We start from the raw sequence: 25,140 nt of genomic DNA on the forward strand, positions 1-25,140 counted from the left end.
AAAGCTAGAAACTACCTTATTTTGTGCCGAACATGCGGTCGCCCGCATCCCCTAGGCCCGGAACAATATATCCATTGTCATTCAAGTGACTATCTACCGAAGCTGTTACGATCGGCACGTCTGGATGAGCCTCTTTCATCCGCGCGACGCCCTCTGGCGCGGCCAAGAGACACAAGAATCGGATGTTTGTTGCTCCGGCTTTCTTCAGTAAATCAATCGCTGCGACGGATGAATTGCCGGTCGCCAACATCGGATCTACAGCGATGACCATGCGCTCGTTCAGATGCTCGGGTACCTTGAAGTAATACTGAACCGGCTGCAGCGTTTCCTCGTCGCGGTAGAGCCCTACGAAGCCCACGCGGGCGCTCGGTATCAGCTCCAGCATCCCGTCAAGCAACCCGTTACCTGCCCGCAAAATGGAGATGAGTGCCAACTTTCGCCCCGCAAGGGTCGGCGCATCCATCTCCTCCATCGGGGTCTCGATGCGTTTGGTCTCCATCTCCAGATTGCGCGTGACCTCATAGGCCAGAAACTGGCTGATCTCGCGTAACAACTGCCGGAACACCGCAGTGGAGGTGTCCTTCTCACGCATGAGCGTCAACTTGTGTTGTACGAGCGGATGATCGACGACGGTTAGGTGAGGAATATCGCTCATGAGGCAGGCTCCAGTTTCTTTAGTAAGTTTTTGCGGGTTGCGTCATCGCAAAACGCGGCGTTTGCGGCTGTGATGTTTACGTCGCGCACGATCTCGTCGTCCCAGCCAAAATGATGGCCCAGAAGATCATATTCCGCACCAAGATTGGTGTGAAAGAACGGCGGATCGTCGGTTGATACTGTCACCTTCACCCCACGCTCGCGCAGTTTTTCGATCGGGTGAGAATGCCAGTCAGGATAGACCGCAAGTGCCACATTCGAGCCTGGGCAAACTTCCAGAACGATTTCGTGTTCAGCCAGATGATCGACGAGCCTCGGATCGTCGATGGACTGCACACCGTGACCAATACGCTCGACCCCCAGATCGCGCACTGCCTGCCACACGGACTCGGCACCGCCCCATTCTCCTGCATGGGTGGTCAGGCGCAGTCCCGCCTCACGCGCCATGTCAAAACTGTAGGCAAAGTCGCCCTGCTTGCCCCTCATCTCGTCGCCGCCCATGCCGAATCCGGTGATGAAATCGCCAGCGGTTTCAGCCGCGCATTTGGCGGCGGTCTTGGCCTGATCGGGGCCGAAATGGCGGATGCATGTAATAATACCCCGCATTTCAATCTGCGGCAGTTTGGCCGAGGCTTCTTGCATCGCGTGCATGTACTCACGCCACGCCCCGACATCGCCGCCGCCGCAAAAGTCCGGCGACAGGAACGCCTCGGTGTAAATCACACCCTGTTCTATCGATTGCTCCAGCACTGCGGTGGTCAGGCGTCCGAACTCTTCTGGGCCGGTCAGGACGGTGCATGCCGCCTCATAAACGCTCAGGAACTGGTTGAAACTCTCAAACCGGTAAGAGCCGTCTTCGTTGAATACACCATCCAAGCTAACGCCCTTCTCCTGCGCCAATCCTCGGATGAACGCAGGCGGCGCTGCACCTTCGATATGCAGATGAAGCTCTATCTTGGGGATATTCATAGGAAACTCCGCCCGGGGCCACGTTCAGACAGGCCCAAATGATCCGCAACCGAAGCCGCGACGTCGACAAACATGATCTGCCCGATGTCCTTTGCGCCAACGCCCGCAGCGACCACCGGCACTTGTTCGCGAGTGTGCTCGGTGCCGACCCATGTTGGGTCATTGCCGTGGTCGGCCGTAAACAGCATAAGATCCCCGTCACGCAGCTTGTCCAAGATAGGCCCGATGGCCTGATCGAACCATTCCAGATGTGCCGCGTATCCTTCAGGGTCGCGGCGGTGGCCATACAGGCTATCGAACTCCACGAAATTCGCAAAGACCAACGCACCGTCAGAAGCCTCGTCCACTAGGTCTGACAGATGGCCCATTAGGACATCGTCAAAGCCTTTGCGGTTTTCGTCGAGGCCACGCCCCGAAAAGATGTCACCGATTTTTCCGATGCCGTAGGTCGCGCGACCGTCCGCCTTGGCCCAATCCAATAGGGTCGGTGATGGCACTTCCATTGCATAATCATGACGATTCTTGGTGCGCAGAAAACTTGCAGCATCCGTTCCAACGAAAGGCCGCGCGATGACACGCCCAACGTTCATGGCGTGCAGGATTGGGGCCATGTGCTGGCAAAGCTGCTGCAGTCGCTCCAATCCAAAGCTTTCCTCATGAGCGGCAATCTGGAACACGCTGTCGGCCGACGTGTAGCAAATCGGCTTGCCTGTCCGCATGTGCTCTGCTCCCAACCGCTGTATGATTGCAGTGCCGGAGGCATGACAATCGCCTAAAATGCCGTCAGTCCCGCTGAACTTGGCAACTTCCGCACTGATCTCAGGGGGAAAGCTGGGAGTTTTATCGGGAAAGTAATGCCAGTCCCACGGCACCGGAACACCCGATAGTTCCCAGTGACCAGACGGCGTATCTTTGCCCAGAGAGATTTCCCGGGCGACGCCGTGCAGGCCCTCGGCTGACGCATCAGGCAGACCAATTGTCTGCCCCAGGCCAAGCCGCATCAGGTTCGGCATTTTCAGGCCAACACGCTCGTGAATATGCAGCAATGTGTTGGAACCTTCATCGCCGAAATCGGCCGCATCGGGCGCACCACCGCACCCTACGGAATCGAGGACGATTAGGAAGGCACGGCTCATATCGCCACCCGATCAACAAATAGCTCGGGCGGCGTTACTGCCGCGGCCCCGATCTGGAATGCCTTGCGCACTGCGCGCTCTGCCTTGGCTGCGCCTTCCTCGGTTGCGGCATGAACCATCGCCAGCGGCGTAGTTTTGTTGACGGCATCGCCTATTCGCCTGAAGCCGGACAACCCAACCGAGGGATCGATCTTGTCGGTCTCGCGACGGCGACCGCCGCCCAATTCGACCACCGCGAGCCCTAAGGCCCGCGTGTCGATTGCGCGGATGTGCCCTGTGGCAAGCGGCAGAACTTCGCGCACGATATTGGCCTCGGGCAAACAAAACCGCCAGCTTTGGTCGAAGTCCGTGGGGCCACCCATGTAAGCTACCATCCGGCAAAACCGTTCCATGGCGGCACCAGAGGTAATGGCATTGTTGAGCATGTTCCACGCACCCTCGGCATCGACGCTCATCTGCTTGTTGTTGCCCAAAACCTCGGCCCCTAAGGCCAGTGCTACCTCGCGCAAGCGCTTCTGGCCGGTGCCACTGAGGGCTTCCATCACGGCGCGGATTTCCACCGCGTTGCCCGCTGCTGTTGCCAAAGGTTGGGACATATCCGTGATTAATGCCGTTGTGGGGCAGCCTGCCCCCGATGCAACTTCAACCAGTGAGTAGGCCAAGCGTTTGGCCTGTGCCGCATCCTGCAAAATCGCGCCGTTGCCCGTCTTCACATCAAGCACCAGCCCCTGCAAGCCCGCTGCCAGTTTCTTGGCTAGGATCGACGCGGTAATCAGGTCGATACTGTCTACCGTAGCGGTCACATCGCGGATCGCGTAGAGACGACGGTCAGCGGGCGCAACCTGCCCTGATGCTCCAACAATGGCACATCCAACCTCACGGACCACGTGTTGCAATTTCGAGGTCGGTACACTGCTATTGTAGCCCGGAATGGCCTCCAGTTTGTCGAGCGTGCCGCCTGTGTGGCCCAAGCCGCGCCCTGACACCATCGGCACGTATGCCCCACACACCGCCAATGCTGGAGCCAATACCATGGAAACGGGATCTCCGACCCCGCCGGTTGAATGCTTGTCAAGCACCGGACCCGGCAGTTGCCATCGTAAAACCTCGCCACTATCACGCATGCCTTCAGTCAGGCCCACGCGCCCGTCCGCGCCGAGCCCTTCCATTGCCACGGCCATAGCGAACGCGCCTGCTTGCGCATCGCTTACGCCGGATTGCTCGGCCAACGCCTTTCCGAACCAACGGCACTCGGCAGCACTTACAGCTTGGCGGGTGCGTATTTTTCCTATGATTTGTGCTGCGTCCATCTTTACGCCATGTGCCCCGCGTCGAATGCGCCCGGAAGCAGCGCCGCAACGGTGGTTTTCTCCAGCGCGCCGCCAATGGTGGCCAGCGTTACCGGAACGTCGCCTTTGGCAAATTCGGCCAATTTTTGGCGGCAGCCACCGCAGGGCGGAACAGGAGTTGGTGATCCGGCCACGACGCACACTTCCGCAATCTCGCGCTCGCCTGCGGCAACCATGGCGGCTATCGCGCCCGCCTCTGCACAAGTTCCTTCGGGATAGGCCACGTTTTCCACATTACAGCCAACAAAGACAGTGCCGGACTTTGTGCGCAATGCGGCCCCGACCTGAAATTTGGAATATGGCGCGTGCGCATTCTCGCGAACGGACAGCGCGTGCGGCAGCAGATCAGACATCAATGTCCCCCAAGACGTTTCGCGCGATAGTGAAGTGCGCGGCGCAGAGTTTCAATGCCTTGCCATCGGGAAAAGTCGAGGGACTGCGCATTTTCGCGGCTAGGAACTTATTCCGTGTAGCGCTGTATCAAGAAGGACTGTCCCATGCGCGCCAGCGCCAAAGCGGCAAGTCCGCAGCACTTGTAAAACACCCGCGGAGTTCGCCATCTTGAAATACGTCCCTGCGAAGGATGCTCAGGTCATGCCCGTTCACTTGATCCAGCTCCTGCGTATCGACAGCGTGACAGTTTGTGTAAAACGCTTGCGTGACTTTATCGAGCTTTGCCAATGCACGTCGCTTTGGATGAACCCCCTCGATAATCAGGCACCCGCTGCGCAGCACGGCGCACTACATCGGCTGCATAACATACCCGTCGCAAGGCGACCTTACTCGCGTTTCCAGCGGATGCCACAAAGCCGGACGATGGATACCATCGCCTGCTCTGCCACCGCGACCTCACTTTAGGCGGGCCAGCAAATCTGTCGGAGACGCCGCCCGATCAGGCGCCCTGAGGGTAGCCTAAGCCCTTGAGCGCATCCGCAATCTCGTCAAGGATCGCGGGATCGTCGATCGTCGCGGGCATCTTGAAATCCTTGCCATCAGCAATGGACACCATGGTCGCGCGCAGAATTTTACCTGATCGCGTTTTGGGGAGGCGGTCTACAACGCAGGCCAGTTTGAAAGCCGCCACGGGACCGATCTGGTCGCGCACCCGTTTGACGATCTCTTTGACGATCTCCTCATTTGGACGATCCACGCCGTTGTTGAGGCATACAAAGCCCATAGGCATCTGGCCTTTCAGCGCGTCACTAACACCAATAACCGCGCATTCAGCTACGTCCGGGTGGCCTGCGAGAACTTCTTCCATCGCGCCTGTAGACAAGCGGTGGCCTGCCACGTTGATCACATCATCTGTACGGGCCATGATATAGAGATAGCCATCTTCGTCGATCATGCCCGCATCACCGGTCTCGTAATATCCGGGAAAGGCTGTGAGATAACTTTTGATGAATCGCGCTTCAGCGTTCCACAGATTTGGCATGGTACCCGGCGGCAGCGGCAACTTGATCGCAATCGCGCCCAGCTCTCCTGCCTTCATCGGGTGACCGCCCTCGTCCAGAACTTGAACATCGTAACCGGGCATGGCCACCGTTGGCGATCCGATTTTAACGGGCAACGGTTCGATCCCCATGGGATTGGCCACAATCGCGAAGCCCGTTTCGGTTTGCCACCAATGGTCGATGATCGGCTTGCCAAGGTGGGTTTGCATCCACTCGATTGTGTCTGGGTCGGCGCGTTCGCCCGCCAGATAAACGGTCTTCAGGCAAGACAGGTCGTAGTTTTTGATCAACTCGCCATTGGGATCTTCGCGCTTCACGGCACGGAACGCCGTTGGGGCAGAGAAAAAGCTTTTGACTTTATGTTCCGCAACAACGCGCCAGAATGTGCCCGCGTCGGGGGTGCCGATGGGCTTGCCTTCGAACACCACTGTCGTGTTCCCGTGGATCAGAGGGCCATAGCAGATATAGCTGTGCCCCACGACCCAGCCCACGTCGGACGCCGCCCAGAACACATCGCCACTGTCGACGTCATAGAGGTTCTTCATAGTCCAGTTCAGGGCAACCAAATGGCCTGCCGTTGGGCGCATGACACCCTTGGGCTGACCAGTTGTGCCGGAGGTGTAGAGAATGTAGGCGGGGTGGTCCCCGGACACCGGAACACATTCGGCAGGCTCAACCCCGTATTGGAAGCCGTGCCAGTCGTAGTCACGACCTTCGATCAGCTTCGCCACCTCCTGCTCGCGCTGGAAAATCACGCAGAAATCAGGCTTGTGCGTCGCCATCTCGATAGCGCCGTCCAGCAGCGGTTTGTAATGCACCACGCGTCCCGGCTCGATTCCGCAGGAACTTGCGATGATCGCTTTTGGCGTCGCGTCATCAATACGCACGGCCAACTCATTGGCGGCGAAACCACCAAACACTACCGAATGCACCGCCCCAATGCGGGTGCACGCCAACATGGCTTCCAGTGCTTCTGGCACCATGGGCATGTAGATGATGACGCGGTCGCCTTTCTCAATGCCCTTGGCGCGCAATGCACCCGCGAGAGAGGCCACCCGCGTTTGCAACTCGGCGTAAGTGATTTCGTGTTTGGTATGAGTAACCGGGCTGTCATAAATGATGGCCACACGGTCACCATTGCCCGCTTCGACGTGGCGGTCCACTGCATTATAGCAGGTGTTGACCTGTGCGTCCTTGTACCACTCATAGAGGGGTGCATTGTCAGAGAAGAGCGCCTTGGTCGGTGGCTTCACCCAATCGATAGCTTCCGCCTGCTCCATCCAAAACCCTTCGGGGTCGTCAAGCGAGCGCTTATATATATCGGCATATGTCATTGGGGTCCCTCCTCATTCCTGACGCGATTAAACCGTCACGATGAGGAGGGTGCAAGGCACAGGATGCCACAGTTTGCGCTATCAGCTGTAGAGGCGTTGTACACCAAAGCTGTCGTGGATCTCGTTCGCAGTCGCCGGACCAATACCCAATGCGGTCGCCAACTCGTGTAGATACTTGGCTTCCTCGCGGTTGTCCGGCTCTATTGACATCACCGACATGGAGTAGACCTGCGTCTCCAACCCTTTGGGCGTGTCGTTGGCAAGTGATGCCGCATCAACAGGCTCTCCCATCGCGTTCCGCACGAATGCCATATCGGCCTCGGTAGCGTCTTGGCCGATGGTGGCCATCAGGGTTTCCCGCTCGGTTTGGTCGATTTCGCCGTCGCACCGCGCGGCCATGACCATAGCGCGGATCATCAAACCTGCGGTGTCTTCTTCGGCTGGTTCTTCTACGGGATTGTCTTGGCTCAGCAGGTCTTCCAGCGATCCGCCAGACCCACCACGGGCCGTGGCCAAGCCACCTAGCAGGCCACCGATACCACCAAGTCCACCGGCCAATCCGCCGGTACCGCCAGAACCAGATTTGCCCCCGGTCAAACTGCCCATAATGTCACCTAAACCACCGGAGCCACCTGCCCCGCCGGCCAAACCGCCAAGTAGCCCACCAAGACCGCCAGTACTGCCTGCACCGCCGGTGCCAGCGGCCGTCGTGCCGCCTCCACCTTTCAAGCTATCCATAACCTTCCCGAGGCCGCCCGATTGCTGGACCTTTTGCATCCCCTTGGCGACAGCAAAACCGATGGCGACTTTGGTAACCATATTCATCAATGACATAGTGTGTTCTCCGTATCAGGCAGCAGACCACCGCAGCGGGGCCCTTCCCGTAAGAGAATGGCGACGGCACGGTCAGCCGTCTAGGGGGAAAGTCAGACCAGTTCCGGCTCTCGGCCCAAACGGTTGGCCAACGAAGCAACAGTGAGCCCCTGCACGATGATCGAGAAAATTACGACCATATAGGTCGCGGTCAAGATCAGCGGCTTCCACTCGTTCTCGGGCAGCGACAGAACAAGCGCTACCGAGATCCCGCCCTTCAATCCCCCCCAGGTCATGATTGGGATTACACCCTTGGAGAATTCACGGAACGGGCGCAGCAGCAAGATCGGGACGGCCACCGCCACAAGTCTGGCGACCAAAGCCAAAGCAATCGCAAACACACCAGCCAGTATTCCGTCCATCGAGAAAGCAACCGCAAATACCTCGAACCCAATCAGCAAGAACAAGACCGCGTTGAGAATCTCGTCAATTAATTTCCAAAAGCCATCGACATAGCTGCGGGTGAGCTCGGACATGCCGTGTTTCGCACCGATATCACCAATCAAAAGCCCTGCGCAAACTGCCATCACCGGGCCGGAAACATGCAGATACACCGCCAGAGAATACCCGCCAAACGCCAGTGCAAGTGTGATCAGAACCTCCAGAGAGAAGTCATCGATATGGCGCATCACACGGAAAGTGAGCCAGCCCAGAACAACACCAAGCAGTGCGCCGCCTACGGCTTCTTGCAAGAACAGCTTGGCCGCACCCATGAGCCCGCCGTCGCCGTGAGCCTCACCGTGAGCGTCAACAGCAGGAAACGCTATGCCGACCAACACCAAAAAGACCACGTAGCCTACGCCATCGTTGAACAGGCTTTCGCCCGCGATCTTGGTTTCCATACTCTTCTTCAGATTAGCTTCGCGCAATACGCCCAACACAGCGACCGGATCCGTTGGAGAGATCAGTGCGCCAAACACGAGCGCGATCATGATCGGCATGCCAGTCAGCCAAGAAAACCCGAAGCCGGCGATAACAGTCGACAATCCGACACCCAGCGTCGCCATAAGGGCAACCACCCGCCATTCGCTACGCAAATCCGTCAGCTTCACATGCAACGCACCTGCGAACAGGAGCAGTCCCAGCATACCTTCCAGCAGTGTCTCAGGGAAGTCGATGGACTTCACCGTCGAGCGCACCTGATCCGCCACCCCCAGTTGCGGTGCCAGAAAGTCGACGCCCATCACCCCCAGCGAGGCCAGCAACGCCACGATCAAAATACCAATCGACGAGGGCAGTTTGAGGACCAGATAATTTACGGTGCCAAAAACCGCCGCCAGTACCAGCAGCAGCGATGCGATTTGCAAAAGGTCCATGTGCGGGCTCCGCTTTACTGTTCGATTCCATGCCCTCTCGCGGGGCGATTTCGGCCAACTTATCCCATTCGGCCCTTCAAGCCAGCCGCAATCGCGCGCTGCGTGCTTTAGGTGCAACGCATCCGCATGCTCAGCGCGATTGACACCCACTGCGCAAACCTCTTAGGGCGGCATACACATCCAACCGGAGCCCCTATGCCACCTAAAAGCCAAATCGACACGTTCGGCGTAATCTCGTTGTTGGGCCTAGCCCTGTTATTGGCGTTTAATCAGGTGGTCATTAAGGTCACCAACAACGCCTTCCAACCCGTATTCTTCGCAGGTATGCGCTCTGCCGGAGCAGTGGTGTGCATTTTGCTCTGGATGAAATGGCGGGGGCTAAAACTGACCCTACCCCGCGCGGTGGTCCCATCTGCGCTGATGATCGGTGTCGTGTTTTCGATCGAGTTCATAATGCTTTTTACGGCGCTGGACCTGACGACCGTGTCCCGCGCCTCGGTGATTTTCTACTCCATGCCTGTCTGGTTGGCATTGTCGGCACATTTTCTGATCCCCGGTGACAGGCTCACCCCGCGTAAATCGCTGGGGCTGGTCATTGCGTTCGCAGGGGTTGCTTGGGCCATTCTTGACCGCAGCGACGGAGGCGAGGCGTCCTTGCTGGGCGATCTATGCGCCTTGGGCGCAGCGATAGGTTGGGCGGCAACGGCACTTCTGGTCAAAGCCACTCCGTTGAAAACGGTGCGCCCCGAGATGCAACTGTTCTATCAAGTGGCGATTTCCGCCCTAGTGCTATTGGCGGTCGCACCCTTGTTCGGGCCACTTATCCGTGACCCGCAGCCCATCCACTACGCCGCATTGGCCTTTCAGATCGTGGTTGTAGTGACCTTCGGCTTTATCTTCTGGCTCTGGTTGATGTCGATCTATCCGGCCTCTGGCGTGGCCAGCTTTTCGTTCCTGTCGCCGGTCTTATCAGTCCTGATGGGGTGGCTGTTGCTTGGAGAACAGATCGGCGTATCCATCCTTGGCGCGCTGACCTTGGTGGCAGTCGGCATCGTGCTGATCAACCGCGCCCCGAAGACTTAGGTACCGCAGAACGTCTGACGCACCATTTGTTGCTCTGTGGGCGCGGTTTCCAAATCTGCAAACTCTGCGCGGTCCTCGTAGGGCAGTGCCAGCGCCGCGTTCAGCCGAAGAAACGGCGCGTAGTCGCCCTGCATACCTGCTTGGATCGCCTCTTCAACGCGGTGATTGCGCGGGATGATCGCGGGGTTCGCGGCGCGCATGAGCGCGGCGTCCCCGCCGCCCCACTCTGTTTCCCATTCATCAAAACTGGTCGGGTCCACAAATTCATCCCGCGCGGCCCGCCCACGTGCCATGGCGCGGAACACCCGTGTGAAGTCAGCTTGGTTATTCGCCATCCGCGTCAACAGGTCTTGCACCTGCGCGACTTGCGCATCGCCGCCCACCGAGTATCCGATCTTGGCGAAGAAAATCCGTTTCCAAGCGACCGTGTAGAAATCGCCGAACGTGCCGAGTGCTTCTTTTGCCGCCGAGATCGCCTCGTCGCGATCTGCGTCGATAAGGGGCAGCAAGCTTGTTGCGAGTTGCGCGAGGTTCCAGACCAAAATCTCGGGCTGGCCCTGATAGACATAACGCCCCTGCTGGTCGATGGAGGAGAACACTGTGGCCGGATGATACGCGTCCATGAAAGCACAAGGACCGTAGTCGATGGTCAACCCGCCCACATGCGTGTTGTCGGTATTCATTACGCCATGGATAAAGCCCAGTCCCATCCACTTGGCGACCAGTTCTGCCTGCGCCTCGATCACGGCGTTCAGAAACCCCAAGGTATCGCCTTGGTCCAAATGCGGGTAGTGGCGGGCAATTGCGTGGTTCAGCAGGATTTCGACTGCTTCTTCATCCTGACGTGCCGCAAAATACTGGAATGTCCCCACCCGAATGTGCGACCGCGCCACGCGCGTCAGAATAGCGCCGGGCAGTCCGGTTTCCCGCTGAACCCGCTCGCCTGTGCTCACAGCCGCTAAAGCCCGCGTTGTCGGCACGCCAAACGCATGCATCGCCTCGCTGACGATGTACTCGCGCATCACCGGTCCAAGCCCTGCACGCCCGTCGCCCATCCGTGAATAGGGCGTCGGGCCAGAGCCCTTGAGCTGGATATCCCAGCGTGCGCCGTCAGGGCCAACGACCTCGCCCAGCACATTGGCGCGCCCGTCGCCCAGTTGTGGCGACCACCCGCCAAACTGATGTCCTGCGTAGACTTGCGCCAATGGGTCCGCGCCGTCGGGCATGGCGTTGCCCGCCAGCATCGCGAGACCCGCATCCGAGCGTAGCCATTCAGCGTCCAACCCCATTTGATCTGCGAGATCATCGTTCAGGGTAATCAATGCAGGTGCCGCGACAGGCGACGGGTTCAGCTTGGTATAAAACCGGTCCGGTAAGCGCGCGTAAGAATTGTCAAACTTGGGCGCGATCACAGCCGTGCAATCCGCTCGTTCAGCAGTGCAAAGAAGCCGTCCGCATCCAAGCCCCCCATGAACATCGCGTTCGGCGTGCGGTCGGTCACGCCCCACCAATCCGCGACGGTCATACCAAGGGTCAGCTCTGATCCGGTCTCGATCTCGACGTTCACGTGACGGCCCGAGAATAATTCGGGCTTCAGCAGATAGGCAATCACGCAAGGATCATGTAGCGGCGCACCTTCAGAGCCGTATTTCTCCTTGTCGAAGCGCTCGAAAAAGTCGGTCCATTCCGCCACCATGCGCCCCGCTTCATTGCCAAGGTTTCGAAACGCCTCGACCCGCGCGCGGTTGGTCAGGGCCTTGTGGGTCACGTCCAGCGGCATCACCACTATTGGCACGCCAGAGGCGAAGACGATCTTGGCGGCCTCGGGGTCTACGTAGATGTTGAACTCGGCAGCGGGCGTGATGTTGCCGACCTGAAAATAGGCCCCGCCCATCAACACGATTTCCTGCACCCGTTCCACGATGTCGGGGGCGCGGTTGAATGCGGTGGCGATGTTGGTCAGCGGACCAAGCGGGCACAGCGAAACTGAGCCGGCAGGCTCGGCACGCAGAGTTTCGATGATAAAGTCCACCGCGTGCTGATCCTGCAAAGCCATGGTCGGATCAGGCATCACAGGCCCGTCGAGGCCCGTTTTACCATGCACGTGTTCGGCAGTGACCAGTTTGCGCGTCAGCGGCGCGTCACATCCCGAGTATACCTTGGTGTCTGGCAGCCCAGCCAACTCACACACGATACAAGCATTTTTCTGCGTCAAAGGCAGCGGCACGTTACCCGCCACCACAGTGACGCCCAGCACATCCAGCTCCTCCGGCGAGGCCAACGCCAGCAAGATAGCAACGGCGTCATCCTGCCCCGGATCGGTGTCGATAATAATCTTGCGCGGGGTGTTCACAGTGGTCTCACTTTCAGCTTTGCCAATCTATTTTTCTGACGTTCGACCACCTCAAACCGGAATCCGTGGAACGAGAAAACCTGCCCGATGGTCGGGATGGATTGTGCTTCGTGGATCACAAGGCCAGCGACCGTGTTGGCTTCTTCGTCAGGAAGCGACCAATCCGCCATGCGGTTCAGGTCGCGAATGGTCATACCTCCCTCTACCAAATAGCTGCCATCGGATTCAGGTCTGAGTGCATCGGCCTCGGCTACGTCGAATTCGTCGGTAATCTCGCCCACGATTTCTTCGAGGATATCCTCAAGGGTTATCAATCCCTGCAACGCGCCATATTCGTCTACCACCAGCGCGAAATGCGTGTGCAGGCGCAAGAATTGACGCATCTGGTCGTCCAGCGCGGTCGTTTCAGGCACAAAATACGGCTTGCGTACGACATCCATGATGTCGAACTCGCTGAGGTTGCGGGCCGCCTTGTCTTCCCCACGCAAGGTCTTGTCCACCGCGCGCAGCAAGTCCTTGGCGTGCATAACCCCTACGATATTTTCCTGCTCCCCGCTAAAGACCGGCAGGCGCGTGTGAGGGCTGCTCAGGCATTGGCTGATAATTGCTTCCGGCGGGTCCTCGGCATTGATCATCTCGATGTCCGAGCGGTGGAGCATGATCTCCTCCACATCCCGTTCGTTCAAGTCTAGCGCGCCCAGAAGGCGGTCGCGTTGCTCCTTATGAACAACACCTTCCTCATGGCCCAACGCCAATGCACCAGCGATTTCCTCGTGCACCGATAGAATATGGCTATCGGGGTCGGTTTCAACGCCGAACAGTTTCAGCATCCACCGCACCAAGGCACGCACTGCAGTCACAATGGGCGCAAAAACAAGCACAACAATTGCAATTGGCCCCGACACTTTCGCGGCGGCCGTCTCGGAATTTGTAATGGCGTATGTTTTCGGTAGCACTTCCGCAAAGATCAGTACCAGCAATGTCATAACCAGCGTCGCCCACGCCACGCCGCTTTCACCAAACACCTTGGTAAACAGCGCGGTCGCCAATGACGCCGCAAGGATGTTCACAAGGTTGTTGCCCAGCAGGACCGAACCGATCAGCCGCTCGGTATCCTCTGTGATCCGCAAAGCTCGCACAGCGCCGGGGGATCCTTTGTCCGCTTGGCTGCGCAGTTTGCCACGTGACGCCGCAGTCAGCGCCGTCTCCGAGCCGGAGAAGAACGCCGATAGCAGCAAGAGCACCACAATGCCGCCCGCGGTCATCCAGAAAGCAGTGTCAAAGATTGTTGATGCGTCGTCCATCCGGGTTTTCGGTCCTCTAAAAGAAAGCTAAGTGAGAGTTATGGGGTGCCAAGCCCCCTGCTTCAAGGGAAACCGCCACATGACCTCTATCCGCGATCTGGGAGAATTAAGCGGTGAGGTGCTGTTGTTTGGTGGCGCGTACTCCAACGTGCAGGCTTTGGATGCGGTGATCATGACTGCAAGCGCACGGGGCATTCCTGCCTCACGCTGCATCTTTACCGGCGACGTGGTCGCCTATTGCGCAGATGCGCTGGCCTGCGCCGAGCGTTTGGCAGGCATGGGATGCCACACCATCTTGGGCAATTGCGAGCAACAGCTTTTGAACGGGGCTGCCGATTGCGGATGCGGGTTTGAAGAAGGAAGCGCCTGCGATGTAGCCTCGCAGACGTGGTTCGAGCACGCTTCCAGGCAGATCGGCCCGCGTGCATCAGATTTCTGGGGTGACACACCTGATTGGCTGACATTCACCCATTCCGGCCAACGATATGCGGTGATCCATGGCGGCGCGCTGGATGTGGCGCAGTTTATCTGGCCATCCGACACGGGTGCGGTTTTTGAAGCTGAGTTTGCAGAGATCGAAGCCAAGACGGGAATAATTGACGCCGTGATTTGCGGCCATTCTGGCATTCCGTTCGAGCGCGTCATTGGCGCACGGCGCTGGATTAATGCTGGCGTCATCGGAATGCCGCCCCACGATGGCAGGCCCGCGACCCGTTACGCGATCTTGTCGGGCGACGGGGTCCGGTTCCATTCATTGAACTACGATACCGATGCCGCCGCGCGTGCTATGGAAAACGCAGGTTTGGTCCAAGGCTACGAAGCAGGGATCAGATCGGGCCTATGGCCAAGTGAGGATGTTTTGCCTAGCGCGTTGCGACGCTAACCTAGTCTTTCGCCAGCGGATGATGCTCTAGCACCAGCTCCTTAAGGCGCTCGTCAAGAACATGGGTATAGATTTCGGTCGTTGAGATGTCGGCATGCCCGAGCAATGTTTGAATGGCGCGCAGGTCCGCCCCGTTGGCCAGAAGATGGGTCGCAAATGCGTGGCGCAACGTGTGCGGTGTCACCTTGGACGGGTCCACGCCGCCTGCCACGGCCAGTTCTTTGATCAACACATAGAACCTGTGGCGCGTCAGATGGCCACTTTTTCCGCGCGACGGGAACAGAAATCTCGACATCGGCTTGCCCTTGGCCTGAGCAGCAGCATCTGTTTCGTCACGCGTCTCTATCCAAACCGCCACCGCATCGCGTGCAGACGCCGCAAGCGGCACCATACGTTCCTTGCCCCCCTTGCCCCTGACCAGCAACATGCGCGGATCACCTCGCGCAGCGGCCACAGGCAAGGTCACCAGTTCCGTCACCCGCATACCGGTGGCATAAAGTAGCTCCATCAGACATGTGTTACGCAGCCGGTCCTCGACGCTGCGTGCGGAAGTTTGCGCCGCACCAAGCAAGCGATCGACCTCTTCGACGCTGAGGGTTTTCGGTAGCGACTTCTTGCGCCCCGGCCCCTTGATCTGGATAGCGGGATTATCCTCGCGCCAACCCTCTTCATAGGCGAAACGATAGATTTGCTTAACAGCAGACAGCCGCCGGGCGCGGGTAGATTGAGCCAGCCCCTGATTATCGCAATGGATGAGGTAATCTTCTACGTCTGCGCGCGAGGCGGTCTCAAATGTCGGACCACGATCAGCGAGCCAACCCGCAAAGTCGATCAGATCGCGCCCATAGGCCAGCAAGGTATTTTCGGAGGCGTCCAATTCGGCAGCCTGAGCGTCCAGAAACGTCTCGATCCAGCGCGACATGGTAGCCGGAGGGCTCAACTGCGTGGCCTTGTTATTAACGTATAAAGCGCCATGCGGCGCGCGATATCGGCAAACCCCAAATTACGAAGCGTGCGCAATCCATTTTCCAACGCCAGAGGATCGGCACTCGCGCCGTCTTCCATCAATTTGACAGCCTTCAGCGTAGCCAGCCCCAAGTTGCCTTCTTCGATCACGGGCTTCAGATCAGGTGCCGGACCGGCAGCGGTAAACGCCGCAGCGACCGCCCCTTCCAGCGCATCAAGACTTCCAGATTGCGCCACCTCAGCAATGGCGGCCACGTCACCCCGCGCAACGGATCGCCAAAGCGCGGGGGTATTTGCCGCGATCGCATCAGAGTTGGCGGCGGCTTCGTAGGCTGGTGACAACAATGCCAAACGTGTCGCGTCCTCGCGCACCTCATCTATCAATGGCAGGCCCAACAGGGTTTCTCCGAACATGCTGGCCAAGGCAGGCTCCAACCCGGCGCGGCGCATTGCCCGAACTGCCTCAGGAAGCTGCGTTGCTACGGCATTAGGATCACGGGCTTTCAGCGCGGTCTCAAAGGCCTGCACCGCATCCACACGGTCCCAAACGCCACCAGACGCGGCAGGCTGGCGTTCCGTATATATCGCCAACAGTCGTGACGGCAGGATGGCGCCAGTGCGCGCCAACCTTTCGGCAGCAGTAATTCGTGGCTTCCAGCCGCCGTTTTCCGACAGCGCAGCAAAAGCAAAAGCGTTTGGCAAGGTCGACAGAGATAGTGGTTCGCCAATCGCTTCGTGCATTCGAAAGACCAGTGGCGTTACACGCGTGGGAATTGGTAGCGGGGCCTCACGCTCAAATAATTCAGGATCTAGAAAACGTGCCATCAAGGCATCTTCGGCCGGCGTCATCGCATTGAGGGCCTTCGCAGTGCTGAGCGTCAGGTTTGCCGCGTCCCAATCCCCCGCCCGCGCCATGCAGAAAATGCGCGCAGGATAGGTTGGCGACAAGTCGGGCTGGCGCAGCATGCGCGTGCAAGCCACGTCTTCTTCACCCGTCAGAAGGCTGACATCGAACCACCGCTGAAACAGCGGCGCTGTGCCCGGATCTGCGCGGTCCAACAACGCCTTGGCCTGCTCCAGCGCCCCCAAAGACAACAGCTCGTCCACGCGGGCCTGGAACAGGATTTCCGCATCGCTGCTGTCGATTGGCGGAGCCAGCTCGGCCAGCAGCACCCGCCGCATCAACTCGGCCAACGGGGGTGGGAGGTCGGGGCGCAGATTGCTCATTGCAGCGGCGAGCGTCGTGGAACTCGTCGTCCCCCAAAAAACCGCCGGAATTCCTGTGACGGAACTGGGCAAAAGTCCTACTGCATCGCGGCTTGGCGCGCCGAGGGTCGTTGTTACTACGGAGGCAGGCGTGGCGGACCGGGCCACGTCATCGACTGGCTTAGCTTGTGGCAACTTTGGCGGTGCAACGATTCGCGGAGCTTCTACAACATTCGACAACCAGTCGATTGCAGAAAGCGGCTCTTCTGCGCGGGCCTGACCATTGGGCCCCGCAAGAACGTTCAAAACAAGAAGTGTTACGACAAAGTTTCTAGTTCGCATCCAAAGTGACCGGTTGATTCACCTCGACCCGACTTGGCGTCAGGTCGCCCAAATAGGCATAGCCGACAATACCGACAATTCCCATCACGATTAGGAAAATCAAAGCTTTTAGAAGCCGTATCACGCTGAATCTGCCTTTTATCTGGGGCAACTTTTGTTGCCGCCCTTTGCGCCTGTCGGTTGATTCATATATGGCTTTTTCGGCAAGTTCACTCCATTCAGAGCAGAAATAAGTAAATTGAGCGAGAGAATGCCACCCAAAGCCATGACCCTGACCCGCCCCTTGGTCCTCGTGGGCATGATGGGCGCTGGAAAAACAGCCATTGGCGGGGCCGTGGCGCGTAAACTGAACGTAAATTTTCTGGACAGTGACGAAGAACTGGTACGTGCGGCCGACCGCTCGATCGCAGAAATATTCGACCGCGATGGCGAGGCGTTCTTCCGGGCTCGCGAAACAGAAGTGATCTCACGCTTGCTGGACGGGAAACCCGCAGTGCTGTCCACCGGGGGCGGCGCGTTCCTGAGTGAGACAAACCGTGCGTTGATCGACGACAAGGCGGTCTCTGTCTGGCTGAAAGCCGACCTGCCGCTGCTCTGGTCGCGCGTGCGCCACAAGACAACCCGCCCTTTGCTGCGCACGGATGATCCATTGGCCACGCTCACCGAGATTTACGAGGCGCGCACGCCGATCTATGCCCAAGCCCAGCTGAATGTCGAAGCCCGCGCCGAGTATTCCATCGACGACATGGCCGACCAGGTCATCGCAACCCTGAGCAACGCCAATTTACTGAAAGAAGCCGACACGTGACACATCCGCATGAAACCGTCCGAGTCGCATTGGGCGACCGCAGCTACCGCATTGAAATTGGCCACGGGCTGTTAATCAATGCAAGCGACTGGGTGTCGCCGTTGCTCAGCCGCCCACGCGTGGCAGTGGTTACCGACGACACGGTCGGCCCGCTGCATCTGGATGCTCTTCGCGATGGTTTGGCGGCAGGCGGAATTGAGATGGCTCATCTCACCCTACCCTCGGGCGAGGCGACCAAATGCTGGCGCTACCTGACCGAAACGGTCGAGTGGTTGCTGGAGCAAAAGGTGGAGCGCGGCGATATGGTCGTGGCCTTTGGCGGCGGTGTGATTGGCGATCTGGTTGGATTTGCCGCCGCTATTTTGCGGCGCGGCGTTCGGTTTGTGCAGATTCCAACGTCTCTTTTGGCACAGGTCGATAGCTCGGTGGGTGGCAAGACAGCCATCAACTCGCCCCATGGCAAGAACCTGATTGGCGCGTTTCACCAGCCATCTTTGGTTTTGGCCGATGTCGCTGTCCTCGGCACCCTGACCGAGCGCGATTTCCTCGCTGGCTACGGCGAAGTGGTGAAATACGGGCTTCTGGGCGATGCGGCATTTTTCGACTGGCTTGAAATCAACGCCCCCGATCTGGCAGCCGGAGACATCACCAAACGTATCGAAGCCGTTCGTTGGTCGTGCCAGATGAAAGCCGACATCGTAGAGCGCGACGAGACAGAACAAGGCGACCGTGCGCTGCTCAACCTTGGCCATACATTTGGCCACGCATTAGAAGCCGCTACTGGATATTCCGACCGATTGCTTCACGGTGAAGGGGTTGCCATAGGCTGCGCACTGGCGTTCGAAGTCTCCTCACGCCTTGGCCTGTGTTCTCAAGAAGACCCAAGCCGCGTTCGAGCGCATCTCAAGGCGATGGGGATGAAAACGGACTTGCACGATATTGCAGGCGATTTGCCCGATGCCGACGCGCTGATGGCGCTGATGGGGCAGGACAAGAAGGTCACTCAAGGCACGTTGAATTACATTATGACGCGCGGCATTGGTGAGGCATATGTCACCTCGAATGTCGACCCGAAGGTCGTCAAATCCGTGCTCGTAGACGCGCTGGCTTAATAGCTAGCTGCCGAGGATCTTACGCACGTAGTTCCGTGTCTCGCGGTAAGGCGGCACGCCCCCGTGCTTTTCAACAGCACCCGGCCCGGCGTTATACGCGGCAAGCGCAAGACGCCAGCTGCCAAACTTGCGGTACATTTGCTTGAGATAGCGCGCGCCGCCCTCAAGGTTTTGCTTCGGGTCACGCGGGTTCACCCGCAGCTTACGCGCCGTCCCAGGCATCAACTGGGCCAACCCGATAGCCCCTGCGTGGGACACGGCGTGGGGTTTCCAGCCACTTTCCTGCTGCACGAGGCGCAAGAATAAATCTGTAGGAATTCCGTGCTTGCGTGCCGCGCTTTTGGCGTCTGCCAAATAGACGCCCTTATAAGAGCCGCGATAGCGCGGGATCGCGGTCGAGACTCCGAAAGCAGCCTTTTTGGTGCCTGGCTGCAATTTTGTGGACGCTTTGTATTGTGACGACAGGCGCCCGTCGAGCAGGCGGGCCTGCGAGCTAAATATCTTGGAGCGGTTGCTGGTCGAACCCGAAGAAACCAGCCCTTCGGCCAGTGACGAATGCGGGAATGACGGGGCCATCAAAGCAAATGCCGTCAATGCTACCAAGAACTTACGCATGAACACTGGTCCCACTCGCCCCATCAAACTTCGCGCAATATAGTTGATTTGCGGGGTTCCGCCACCCCCTGAGCAAATTTGCGCCTACCACAGAGTGTGGTTGTAAGTCTCCCATTAACCAAATACCGACGATATAAGAGCACCAAAGCAAGATTCGGGAGACGCACGCACATGGCCGGTTCAGTTAACAAAGTCATTCTTATCGGCAACCTCGGGCGCGACCCAGAGGTCCGTACGTTCCAAAACGGCGGCAAGGTCTGCAACCTGCGTATCGCCACGTCAGAGACTTGGAAAGACAAGAACACCGGCGAGCGCCGCGAGAAAACCGAATGGCATTCGGTCGCGATCTTTCAGGAAGGTTTGGTTCGTATTGCGGAGCAGTATCTGAAGAAGGGCTCCAAAGTTTACATCGAGGGCGCGCTGCAAACCCGCAAATGGCAAGATCAAAGCGGTGCTGACAAATATAGCACCGAAGTGGTGTTGCAAGGATATGGCGGCACCCTGACCATGCTCGACGGCCCAAGTGGCGGCGGCGGTGGTGGCGGTGGCAACTACGGCGGTGGCGGTGGTGGCGGAAGCTACGGCGGCGATCCGATGGGTGGCGGCTATGACAGCGGTCCGTCTGGCGGCGGTGGCGGTCAATCCAGCCCGTCGAGCGACATCGATGACGAAATCCCGTTCTAAGTCAGTTAGAACGACCAAAAATTAAGGGGCCCTCGCGGCCCCTTTTTCGTATCGTTAGTGGGTTACTTGGCTATTTCCGCCAAAGCAGCACAGACAAAATAGCCATCATCAGGAATATGGCTCCGGGGATTAGCACCATGAACTGCAAATCCTCACCGGACAATTGCCATGGCATGCTCACGCCGCAATTCGCGTTGTTTGAAAACGCGCAGGCCATGCCAGAAATGTAGAGGTAGACGAACGCCCACAGCCCGGCAAAGCAGACTGTGAGCATCGTCATCGTGATTGCCATTACGCGTTGGAAACGGCTCATTTTAGATTACGCCGCAGCAGATGCTGGACCTTGACCCCGACGGCGACGGTTACGTTTGCGCTTGGGCGCTCCGCCCGATGGGGCCTCGCCGCCAGCCGCTTTGGGTTTGCCTTGGCCCCGACGGCCACCGCCGCTTGGACGACCACCGCCACGATTTCCGCCACCGCCGCGTGCAGGCTTCTTTTCTTCCTCGGACGGGGACCAGCGACGGCCACCCGCGACAGGAATGGTGATCTTCAACATCTTCTCGATGTCTTTCAACTCGCCCATCTCGTCGGGTGCACAGAAAGCAATCGCCTCCCCTTCGCGGCCCGCGCGTGCGGTCCGGCCAATGCGGTGCACGTAGCTTTCAGGAACGTTTGGCAGATCGTAGTTATAGACGAACCCAACACCCGGAATGTCGATCCCACGTGCAGCCACATCGGTAGCAACCAGAATTTTCAGATCCCCGGACTTGAACGCCGCTAGAGAGCGGTCGCGGTGGTTTTGCGATTTGTTGCCGTGGATAGAGCCAGCCGCAAAACCCTTTTTATCCAAGAGCTTCATCAACTTTTCCGCACCATGTTTGGTGCGGCAGAACACCAGCGCAAGATCGTCGCGGTGCTTGTCCATCAGCTCGATCAGCAGATCGTTTTTCGCGGCTTTGGCAATGTAGTGAACCGATTGCGTGATCTTGTCCGCAGTCTTGCCGGGTGCCGCAACTTGTACGCGACGCGGGTGATCCAGATAGGTCGCAGCCAATTCTTCCATGAGTTTCGGCATGGTGGCTGAGAACAGCAAAGTCTGACGGTCTTTAGGCAGTAAGGGTGCGATTTGGCGCAGCGCGTGGATAAAGCCCATGTCGAGCATTTGGTCAGCTTCATCAAGCACCAGATACTTCGCATCGCCCAGCACAACAGATTTCTGCTGCAACAAGTCAATCAGACGGCCCGGAGTGGCAACCAGAATGTCAGTGCCGCGCTCCAGCGCCTTTTTTTGCGGGTTAATCGACACGCCGCCGACAACCATGTTGATTTTTAGATGGCCGCCGCCCTGAAACATTCTCAGGTTGTCGCAGATTTGCTTGGCCAGTTCACGTGTCGGCGCAAGGATCAGGCCGCGCACGGTGCGTGGCGCGGGTTTGGTGCCAAGCTTTACCAGATTGTGGATGATCGGCAGCCCGAAGGCGGCAGTTTTGCCGGTGCCGGTTTGGGCCAAGCCCATAACGTCGCGGCCGGTCAGGATGATCGGGATGGCTTCTTCCTGGATAGGGGTCGGGTTTGTAATCCCGTTTTCAGTGAGTTTCTCGGCAATTTTCGGGGAGATCCCCAAAGCTTCAAACTTGTTCAAGTCATGTCCTCTCGTGACATGTGGGCCCCACGCCTGAATCGGCGGTGAGGTCGCGTTAAATTGGTCGTGGAGGCGGTTCCTCCACCGGACCCATTCGCGTGAATATCGGGAACGTGTGTGCTGCGGCGGTGCAGTGCCTTGCTGATTTTGCAAAGCTCACGCGGCACCATAAGTGCGCAGACTTGCAGGGCAGATGCGCCCTGAGAGAAGATAAGTCAAGCCTTGGGCGCTATTTGGGGTGGAGGCTTGGCGATGCCGCGCCTAAAATACATCGCAATGACGAAGGGGGCACGCCATATGGGAAAATCCATTATCAGCCGCTCGGCCGAACGCGGGCTGCGCATGACCGGCCAACGCCGCGTGATTGCGCAAGTGTTGGAAGAGGCGGACGATCACCCTGATGTCGAAGAATTACACGCCCGTGCGTCAGCGCTGGATGCCGGCATTTCTATTGCCACAGTCTACCGCACGGTGAAATTATTTGAAGAAGCCGGGCTTCTGGAGCGGTTGGAGTTCGGAGATGGACGTTCGCGCTATGAGGACGCCGAGCGCGATCACCACGACCACCTAATTGACATGCAAACCGGCGAAGTGATCGAATTTGTCGACCCCGAGATCGAAGAACTTCAAGAGCGGATCGCCAAACGGCTTGGGTACAAGCTGAAAGGACACCGATTGGAATTGTATGGGGTAAAAGATAGCTGAGTGCTTTCCCAAGCTCGACCATAATAATTGGGTCTCTCTAGAGTCTCTTGTTATCGCTAACAGTCCTTGGCTTGCCCTTGTCACGCTGCCCCTTTATACCCTGCCGTAACGGTAACCTGACCCTAAGGACTCCCCTGATATGAGCGCTATTATTGACATTCACGCCCGTGAAATCCTCGACAGCCGGGGGAACCCGACAGTTGAGGTCGACGTTATGCTGGAAGACGGCACCATGGGTCGAGCGGCGGTTCCCTCGGGGGCGTCTACCGGCGCGTATGAAGCTGTCGAAAAGCGCGATGGCGACAAAAAGCGCTACATGGGCAAGGGCGTGTTGGACGCGGTCGCTGCGGTGAATGGTGAACTGGCGGAAAACCTGCTGGGCGAAGACGCGCTGGACCAAGTTGGCATCGACGAAATGATGATCGAGTTGGACGGCACCGAGAACAAAAGCCGTTTCGGCGCGAACGCAATTTTGGGTATTTCCCTGGCGACTGCAAAAGCCGCCGCTGACTACACATCGCAACCGCTGTTCCGCTATGTCGGTGGCACCTCGGCCCGCGTGCTGCCAGTGCCGATGATGAACATCATCAACGGCGGCGAGCACGCAGATAACCCGATCGACATCCAAGAATTCATGATCATGCCAGTCGCTGCAGAGAATATCCGCGAGGCCGTGCGCATGGGCTCCGAAGTATTCCACACGTTGAAAAAAGAGCTGTCCGCAGGCGGTTATTCCACCGGTATCGGCGATGAGGGTGGATTTGCACCAGCGATTTCGTCGTCTCGTGAAGCGTTGGATTTCATTTTGAAAGCTGTTGAAAAGGCCGGTTACAAACCGGGCGAAGACATCTATCTGGCGCTGGATTGCGCCGCGACGGAATACTACCGCGACGGCCACTACGACATGAAGGGGGAAGGCAAGGTCCTGACGTCGGACGAGAACGTGTCCTATCTGGCGGCGCTGGTGGACGACTACCCGATCATCTCGATCGAGGACGGCATGAGCGAGGACGACTGGGATGGCTGGGCCGCCCTGACCGCCGTTTTGGGCGACAAGGTGCAATTGGTGGGCGACGATCTGTTCGTGACCAACCCTGCCCGTCTGGCCCAAGGGATTGAGAAAGGCTCCGCCAACTCAATGCTGGTAAAGGTGAACCAGATCGGGACGCTGACCGAGACGTTGAAAGCCGTGGACATGGCGCATCGTGCAGGCTTCACCAATGTGATGTCGCACCGTTCCGGCGAGACCGAAGACGCGACGATTGCCGACTTGGCCGTAGCGACGAACTGTGGCCAGATCAAAACCGGATCGCTGTCGCGCTCTGACCGTTTGGCGAAGTATAACCAGCTGATCCGCATCGACGAGATGCTGGGCGAGACGGCGGAATATGCTGGGCGCTCGATCCTGAAAGGATAGAGTTACTGTCCGGCAGTAGCGGCGGCGGATTTAGCCGCCACGCACGACCGTTACCGGCTGTGTTGATTGAGCGGGCCACGGGGCCCGCTCGGAGGGCGTGATCAGCGGCATCACATTAAACCTAGCCGGCCGCGCCGGCGATGGTCTCAACGTGGGCGCACACATTGCCCCGCACGCTGATCGGTTTTAGCTGCCCCCCTTACTTTGCAAAACAGTAAAACAGCCCGTTGCCGCCAGTGCCCTGCAAGTCCGACTGAGAGCAGCCGCGCGATGGGTGCGCCGCGACCCAGCTGGTCGGGTCAGCCCCGCCACCGGTGCGGTCATGGTGACCGACAGTTGCAGCGCCCTCGCCGTTCGACGTCCAATTGGCGCAGTTTGCACCGGTGGACATGCCCGCAGCGTCCGAACCTGTCAGGATGTCGTGCATGTTCGGCTTGTCGCCGCGACCGTTGACAATGGCACCCGACTCGGAAACCGAGTTTTCCTTACTCAGAGCATTGGCCGCCGCGTCGTGGAGGTTCGCAACATCCGTAGCGACCGTGACCCCGTTGTGATTCACCCAAGGGCCCGAGCCGATGCGGTCGCGCGCGTTGGTGCTGTCGTCGGACAGGTAAGCGGCCCATGTGCTCCCTGTGATGCCAGCGGTTTCAGCCAGCGCCGTGCAATGGGCATCTGCCCCTGCCAATCCACCCAAATTTGCCCCGTCGCCCAAGCCAATAGACGTCAGGAAGAAGCTTGCCCCCTCATGACCATCCGCACTGGCACCCATTGGTGGCATCGCGACAACGACTGCCAGCGCGGCGCATTTACAAAATAAGTTCATTTGGAATTTCCCTTCGAATTGGTTCAAACCAGCGCAACATAGCGTGGAATCCATAGGTCACCGGTCAAGTTCCCGTGTATGTGCTGCCCCTCCACTGGCTAGACCAAATTCC

At 58.4% G+C, this 25,140-nt stretch carries 26 protein-coding genes; 8 read left to right on the forward strand and 18 right to left on the reverse strand.

Annotated features, from left to right (window positions below; translation table 11 throughout):
- Positions 1-16: 16 nt before the first annotated feature.
- Genes upp through BCF46_RS07115 form a run of 5 tightly spaced genes read right to left on the reverse strand, consistent with a single transcriptional unit; the run spans position 17 to position 4,461 of the window.
- A complete protein-coding gene (gene upp / locus BCF46_RS07095; protein WP_121023013.1) occupies positions 17-655 on the reverse strand; it encodes a uracil phosphoribosyltransferase in 639 nt (212 codons plus the stop codon).
- Complete coding sequence (locus tag BCF46_RS07100) at positions 652-1,623, reverse strand: adenosine deaminase (RefSeq protein WP_121023014.1); 972 nt, start codon at positions 1,621-1,623, stop codon at positions 652-654. Before BCF46_RS07100 ends, upp begins: the two co-directional genes overlap by 4 nt.
- Positions 1,620-2,759, reverse strand: coding sequence for a phosphopentomutase (locus BCF46_RS07105; protein WP_121023015.1), 1,140 nt, complete (start codon positions 2,757-2,759; stop codon positions 1,620-1,622). The genes BCF46_RS07100 and BCF46_RS07105 overlap by 4 nt, the downstream gene beginning before the upstream one ends.
- Positions 2,756-4,069 (reverse strand): thymidine phosphorylase, encoded by a 1,314-nt coding sequence (locus tag BCF46_RS07110; RefSeq protein ID WP_121023016.1) that lies wholly within the window; start codon positions 4,067-4,069, stop codon positions 2,756-2,758. The genes BCF46_RS07105 and BCF46_RS07110 overlap by 4 nt, the downstream gene beginning before the upstream one ends.
- Positions 4,070-4,071: 2 nt before the next feature.
- Positions 4,072-4,461, reverse strand: coding sequence for a cytidine deaminase (locus tag BCF46_RS07115; RefSeq protein WP_121023017.1), 390 nt, complete (start codon positions 4,459-4,461; stop codon positions 4,072-4,074).
- A gap of 208 nt (positions 4,462-4,669) precedes the next feature.
- Between BCF46_RS07115 and BCF46_RS19620 the strand changes: the two genes are divergently transcribed.
- Positions 4,670-4,966 (forward strand): hypothetical protein, encoded by a 297-nt coding sequence (locus BCF46_RS19620; protein ID WP_170157881.1) that lies wholly within the window; start codon positions 4,670-4,672, stop codon positions 4,964-4,966.
- A gap of 34 nt (positions 4,967-5,000) precedes the next feature.
- On the opposite strand, the gene prpE is transcribed toward BCF46_RS19620, so the two are convergent.
- The 3 genes from prpE to BCF46_RS07130 form a co-directional block, all read right to left on the reverse strand.
- Positions 5,001-6,896, reverse strand: coding sequence for a propionate-CoA ligase PrpE (prpE, locus tag BCF46_RS07120; protein WP_121023018.1), 1,896 nt, complete (start codon positions 6,894-6,896; stop codon positions 5,001-5,003).
- A gap of 81 nt (positions 6,897-6,977) precedes the next feature.
- The gene (locus BCF46_RS07125) at positions 6,978-7,730 is read right to left on the reverse strand and encodes a DUF533 domain-containing protein (protein ID WP_121023019.1); all 753 of its coding nucleotides are present in this window, start codon (positions 7,728-7,730) and stop codon (positions 6,978-6,980) included.
- Positions 7,731-7,822: 92 nt separating this feature from the next.
- Positions 7,823-9,085 (reverse strand): cation:proton antiporter, encoded by a 1,263-nt coding sequence (locus BCF46_RS07130; protein WP_121023020.1) that lies wholly within the window; start codon positions 9,083-9,085, stop codon positions 7,823-7,825.
- A gap of 195 nt (positions 9,086-9,280) precedes the next feature.
- On the opposite strand from BCF46_RS07130, the gene BCF46_RS07135 reads away from it, so the two are divergent.
- Entirely contained in the window at positions 9,281-10,168 is an 888-nt protein-coding gene (locus tag BCF46_RS07135) for a DMT family transporter (RefSeq protein ID WP_121023021.1), read from the forward strand.
- Here the strand turns inward: BCF46_RS07135 and BCF46_RS07140 are convergent.
- The 3 genes from BCF46_RS07140 to BCF46_RS07150 are packed head-to-tail and all read right to left on the reverse strand — an operon-like array spanning position 10,165 to position 13,825.
- Complete coding sequence (locus tag BCF46_RS07140) at positions 10,165-11,580, reverse strand: protein adenylyltransferase SelO (protein ID WP_425454413.1); 1,416 nt, start codon at positions 11,578-11,580, stop codon at positions 10,165-10,167. The two genes, BCF46_RS07135 and BCF46_RS07140, sit on opposite strands and share 4 nt — an antisense overlap.
- On the reverse strand, positions 11,577-12,521 hold the full coding sequence (locus BCF46_RS07145; protein WP_121023022.1) for a nucleoside hydrolase: 945 nt from the start codon (positions 12,519-12,521) through the stop codon (positions 11,577-11,579). The genes BCF46_RS07140 and BCF46_RS07145 overlap by 4 nt, the downstream gene beginning before the upstream one ends.
- On the reverse strand, positions 12,518-13,825 hold the full coding sequence (locus tag BCF46_RS07150) for an HlyC/CorC family transporter (RefSeq protein WP_121023023.1): 1,308 nt from the start codon (positions 13,823-13,825) through the stop codon (positions 12,518-12,520). Before BCF46_RS07150 ends, BCF46_RS07145 begins: the two co-directional genes overlap by 4 nt.
- Before the next feature lie 79 nt (positions 13,826-13,904).
- Here BCF46_RS07150 and BCF46_RS07155 point away from each other — a divergent pair, with 79 nt between their 5' ends.
- Complete coding sequence (locus BCF46_RS07155; protein WP_121023024.1) at positions 13,905-14,708, forward strand: metallophosphoesterase family protein; 804 nt, start codon at positions 13,905-13,907, stop codon at positions 14,706-14,708.
- A gap of 1 nt (position 14,709) precedes the next feature.
- Here the strand turns inward: BCF46_RS07155 and BCF46_RS07160 are convergent, their stop codons facing one another.
- From BCF46_RS07160 to BCF46_RS20075, 3 genes are all read right to left on the reverse strand, one after another.
- Entirely contained in the window at positions 14,710-15,648 is a 939-nt protein-coding gene (locus BCF46_RS07160; RefSeq protein ID WP_425454414.1) for a site-specific tyrosine recombinase XerD, read from the reverse strand.
- Complete coding sequence (locus tag BCF46_RS07165; RefSeq protein WP_121023026.1) at positions 15,645-16,901, reverse strand: hypothetical protein; 1,257 nt, start codon at positions 16,899-16,901, stop codon at positions 15,645-15,647. Before BCF46_RS07165 ends, BCF46_RS07160 begins: the two co-directional genes overlap by 4 nt.
- A gap of 310 nt (positions 16,902-17,211) precedes the next feature.
- The gene (locus tag BCF46_RS20075) at positions 17,212-17,346 is read right to left on the reverse strand and encodes a hypothetical protein (RefSeq protein ID WP_281272088.1); all 135 of its coding nucleotides are present in this window, start codon (positions 17,344-17,346) and stop codon (positions 17,212-17,214) included.
- Positions 17,347-17,472: 126 nt separating this feature from the next.
- On the opposite strand from BCF46_RS20075, the gene BCF46_RS07170 reads away from it, so the two are divergent.
- Positions 17,473-18,030: a shikimate kinase gene (locus tag BCF46_RS07170; RefSeq protein ID WP_121023027.1), complete on the forward strand. Its 558-nt coding sequence runs from the start codon at positions 17,473-17,475 to the stop codon at positions 18,028-18,030.
- The gene (gene aroB, locus BCF46_RS07175) at positions 18,027-19,142 is read left to right on the forward strand and encodes a 3-dehydroquinate synthase (protein ID WP_121023028.1); all 1,116 of its coding nucleotides are present in this window, start codon (positions 18,027-18,029) and stop codon (positions 19,140-19,142) included. Before BCF46_RS07170 ends, aroB begins: the two co-directional genes overlap by 4 nt.
- Before the next feature lie 3 nt (positions 19,143-19,145).
- On the opposite strand, the gene BCF46_RS07180 is transcribed toward aroB, so the two are convergent.
- Positions 19,146-19,757: a lytic transglycosylase domain-containing protein gene (locus BCF46_RS07180; protein ID WP_121023029.1), complete on the reverse strand. Its 612-nt coding sequence runs from the start codon at positions 19,755-19,757 to the stop codon at positions 19,146-19,148.
- A gap of 171 nt (positions 19,758-19,928) precedes the next feature.
- On the opposite strand from BCF46_RS07180, the gene ssb reads away from it, so the two are divergent.
- Positions 19,929-20,441: a single-stranded DNA-binding protein gene (gene ssb, locus BCF46_RS07185; RefSeq protein ID WP_121023030.1), complete on the forward strand. Its 513-nt coding sequence runs from the start codon at positions 19,929-19,931 to the stop codon at positions 20,439-20,441.
- 70 nt (positions 20,442-20,511) lie between these two features.
- Here ssb and BCF46_RS07190 read toward each other — a convergent pair whose 3' ends face one another.
- Both BCF46_RS07190 and BCF46_RS07195 read right to left on the reverse strand, forming a co-directional pair.
- Positions 20,512-20,754 carry a methionine synthase gene (locus tag BCF46_RS07190; RefSeq protein WP_147435972.1) on the reverse strand — a complete coding sequence of 81 codons (243 nt, stop codon included), beginning with the start codon at positions 20,752-20,754 and terminating at the stop codon, positions 20,512-20,514.
- Positions 20,755-20,760: 6 nt separating this feature from the next.
- On the reverse strand, positions 20,761-22,083 hold the full coding sequence (locus BCF46_RS07195) for a DEAD/DEAH box helicase (RefSeq protein ID WP_121023032.1): 1,323 nt from the start codon (positions 22,081-22,083) through the stop codon (positions 20,761-20,763).
- Positions 22,084-22,380: 297 nt separating this feature from the next.
- On the opposite strand from BCF46_RS07195, the gene BCF46_RS07200 reads away from it, so the two are divergent.
- The gene (locus tag BCF46_RS07200) at positions 22,381-22,788 is read left to right on the forward strand and encodes a Fur family transcriptional regulator (RefSeq protein WP_121023288.1); all 408 of its coding nucleotides are present in this window, start codon (positions 22,381-22,383) and stop codon (positions 22,786-22,788) included.
- 139 nt (positions 22,789-22,927) lie between these two features.
- On the forward strand, positions 22,928-24,205 hold the full coding sequence (gene eno, locus BCF46_RS07205; RefSeq protein WP_121023033.1) for a phosphopyruvate hydratase: 1,278 nt from the start codon (positions 22,928-22,930) through the stop codon (positions 24,203-24,205).
- 199 nt (positions 24,206-24,404) lie between these two features.
- On the opposite strand, the gene BCF46_RS07210 is transcribed toward eno, so the two are convergent.
- Entirely contained in the window at positions 24,405-25,028 is a 624-nt protein-coding gene (locus tag BCF46_RS07210) for a hypothetical protein (RefSeq protein ID WP_121023289.1), read from the reverse strand.
- Between the last annotated feature and the right edge of the window lie 112 nt (positions 25,029-25,140).

Source organism: Litoreibacter meonggei, assembly GCF_003663885.1.
GTDB classification, from domain to species: domain Bacteria; phylum Pseudomonadota; class Alphaproteobacteria; order Rhodobacterales; family Rhodobacteraceae; genus Litoreibacter; species Litoreibacter meonggei.

Excerpts from the sequence above, each read along its gene's own strand:
- upp (WP_121023013.1), bottom strand. The coding sequence starts at position 655 with ATGAGCGATATTCCTCACCTAACCGTCGTCGATCATCCGCTCGTACAA.
- BCF46_RS07100 (WP_121023014.1), bottom strand. The coding sequence starts at position 1,623 with ATGAATATCCCCAAGATAGAGCTTCATCTGCATATCGAAGGTGCAGCG.
- BCF46_RS07105 (WP_121023015.1), bottom strand. The coding sequence starts at position 2,759 with ATGAGCCGTGCCTTCCTAATCGTCCTCGATTCCGTAGGGTGCGGTGGT.
- BCF46_RS07110 (WP_121023016.1), bottom strand. The coding sequence starts at position 4,069 with ATGGACGCAGCACAAATCATAGGAAAAATACGCACCCGCCAAGCTGTA.
- BCF46_RS07115 (WP_121023017.1), bottom strand. The coding sequence starts at position 4,461 with ATGTCTGATCTGCTGCCGCACGCGCTGTCCGTTCGCGAGAATGCGCAC.
- prpE (WP_121023018.1), bottom strand. The coding sequence starts at position 6,896 with ATGACATATGCCGATATATATAAGCGCTCGCTTGACGACCCCGAAGGG.
- BCF46_RS07125 (WP_121023019.1), bottom strand. The coding sequence starts at position 7,730 with ATGTCATTGATGAATATGGTTACCAAAGTCGCCATCGGTTTTGCTGTC.
- BCF46_RS07130 (WP_121023020.1), bottom strand. The coding sequence starts at position 9,085 with ATGGACCTTTTGCAAATCGCATCGCTGCTGCTGGTACTGGCGGCGGTT.
- BCF46_RS07135 (WP_121023021.1), top strand. The coding sequence starts at position 9,281 with ATGCCACCTAAAAGCCAAATCGACACGTTCGGCGTAATCTCGTTGTTG.
- BCF46_RS07150 (WP_121023023.1), bottom strand. The coding sequence starts at position 13,825 with ATGGACGACGCATCAACAATCTTTGACACTGCTTTCTGGATGACCGCG.
- BCF46_RS07155 (WP_121023024.1), top strand. The coding sequence starts at position 13,905 with ATGACCTCTATCCGCGATCTGGGAGAATTAAGCGGTGAGGTGCTGTTG.
- BCF46_RS07165 (WP_121023026.1), bottom strand. The coding sequence starts at position 16,901 with ATGAGCAATCTGCGCCCCGACCTCCCACCCCCGTTGGCCGAGTTGATG.
- BCF46_RS07170 (WP_121023027.1), top strand. The coding sequence starts at position 17,473 with ATGCCACCCAAAGCCATGACCCTGACCCGCCCCTTGGTCCTCGTGGGC.
- BCF46_RS07180 (WP_121023029.1), bottom strand. The coding sequence starts at position 19,757 with ATGCGTAAGTTCTTGGTAGCATTGACGGCATTTGCTTTGATGGCCCCG.
- ssb (WP_121023030.1), top strand. The coding sequence starts at position 19,929 with ATGGCCGGTTCAGTTAACAAAGTCATTCTTATCGGCAACCTCGGGCGC.
- BCF46_RS07190 (WP_147435972.1), bottom strand. The coding sequence starts at position 20,754 with ATGAGCCGTTTCCAACGCGTAATGGCAATCACGATGACGATGCTCACA.
- BCF46_RS07200 (WP_121023288.1), top strand. The coding sequence starts at position 22,381 with ATGGGAAAATCCATTATCAGCCGCTCGGCCGAACGCGGGCTGCGCATG.
- eno (WP_121023033.1), top strand. The coding sequence starts at position 22,928 with ATGAGCGCTATTATTGACATTCACGCCCGTGAAATCCTCGACAGCCGG.
- BCF46_RS07210 (WP_121023289.1), bottom strand. The coding sequence starts at position 25,028 with ATGAACTTATTTTGTAAATGCGCCGCGCTGGCAGTCGTTGTCGCGATG.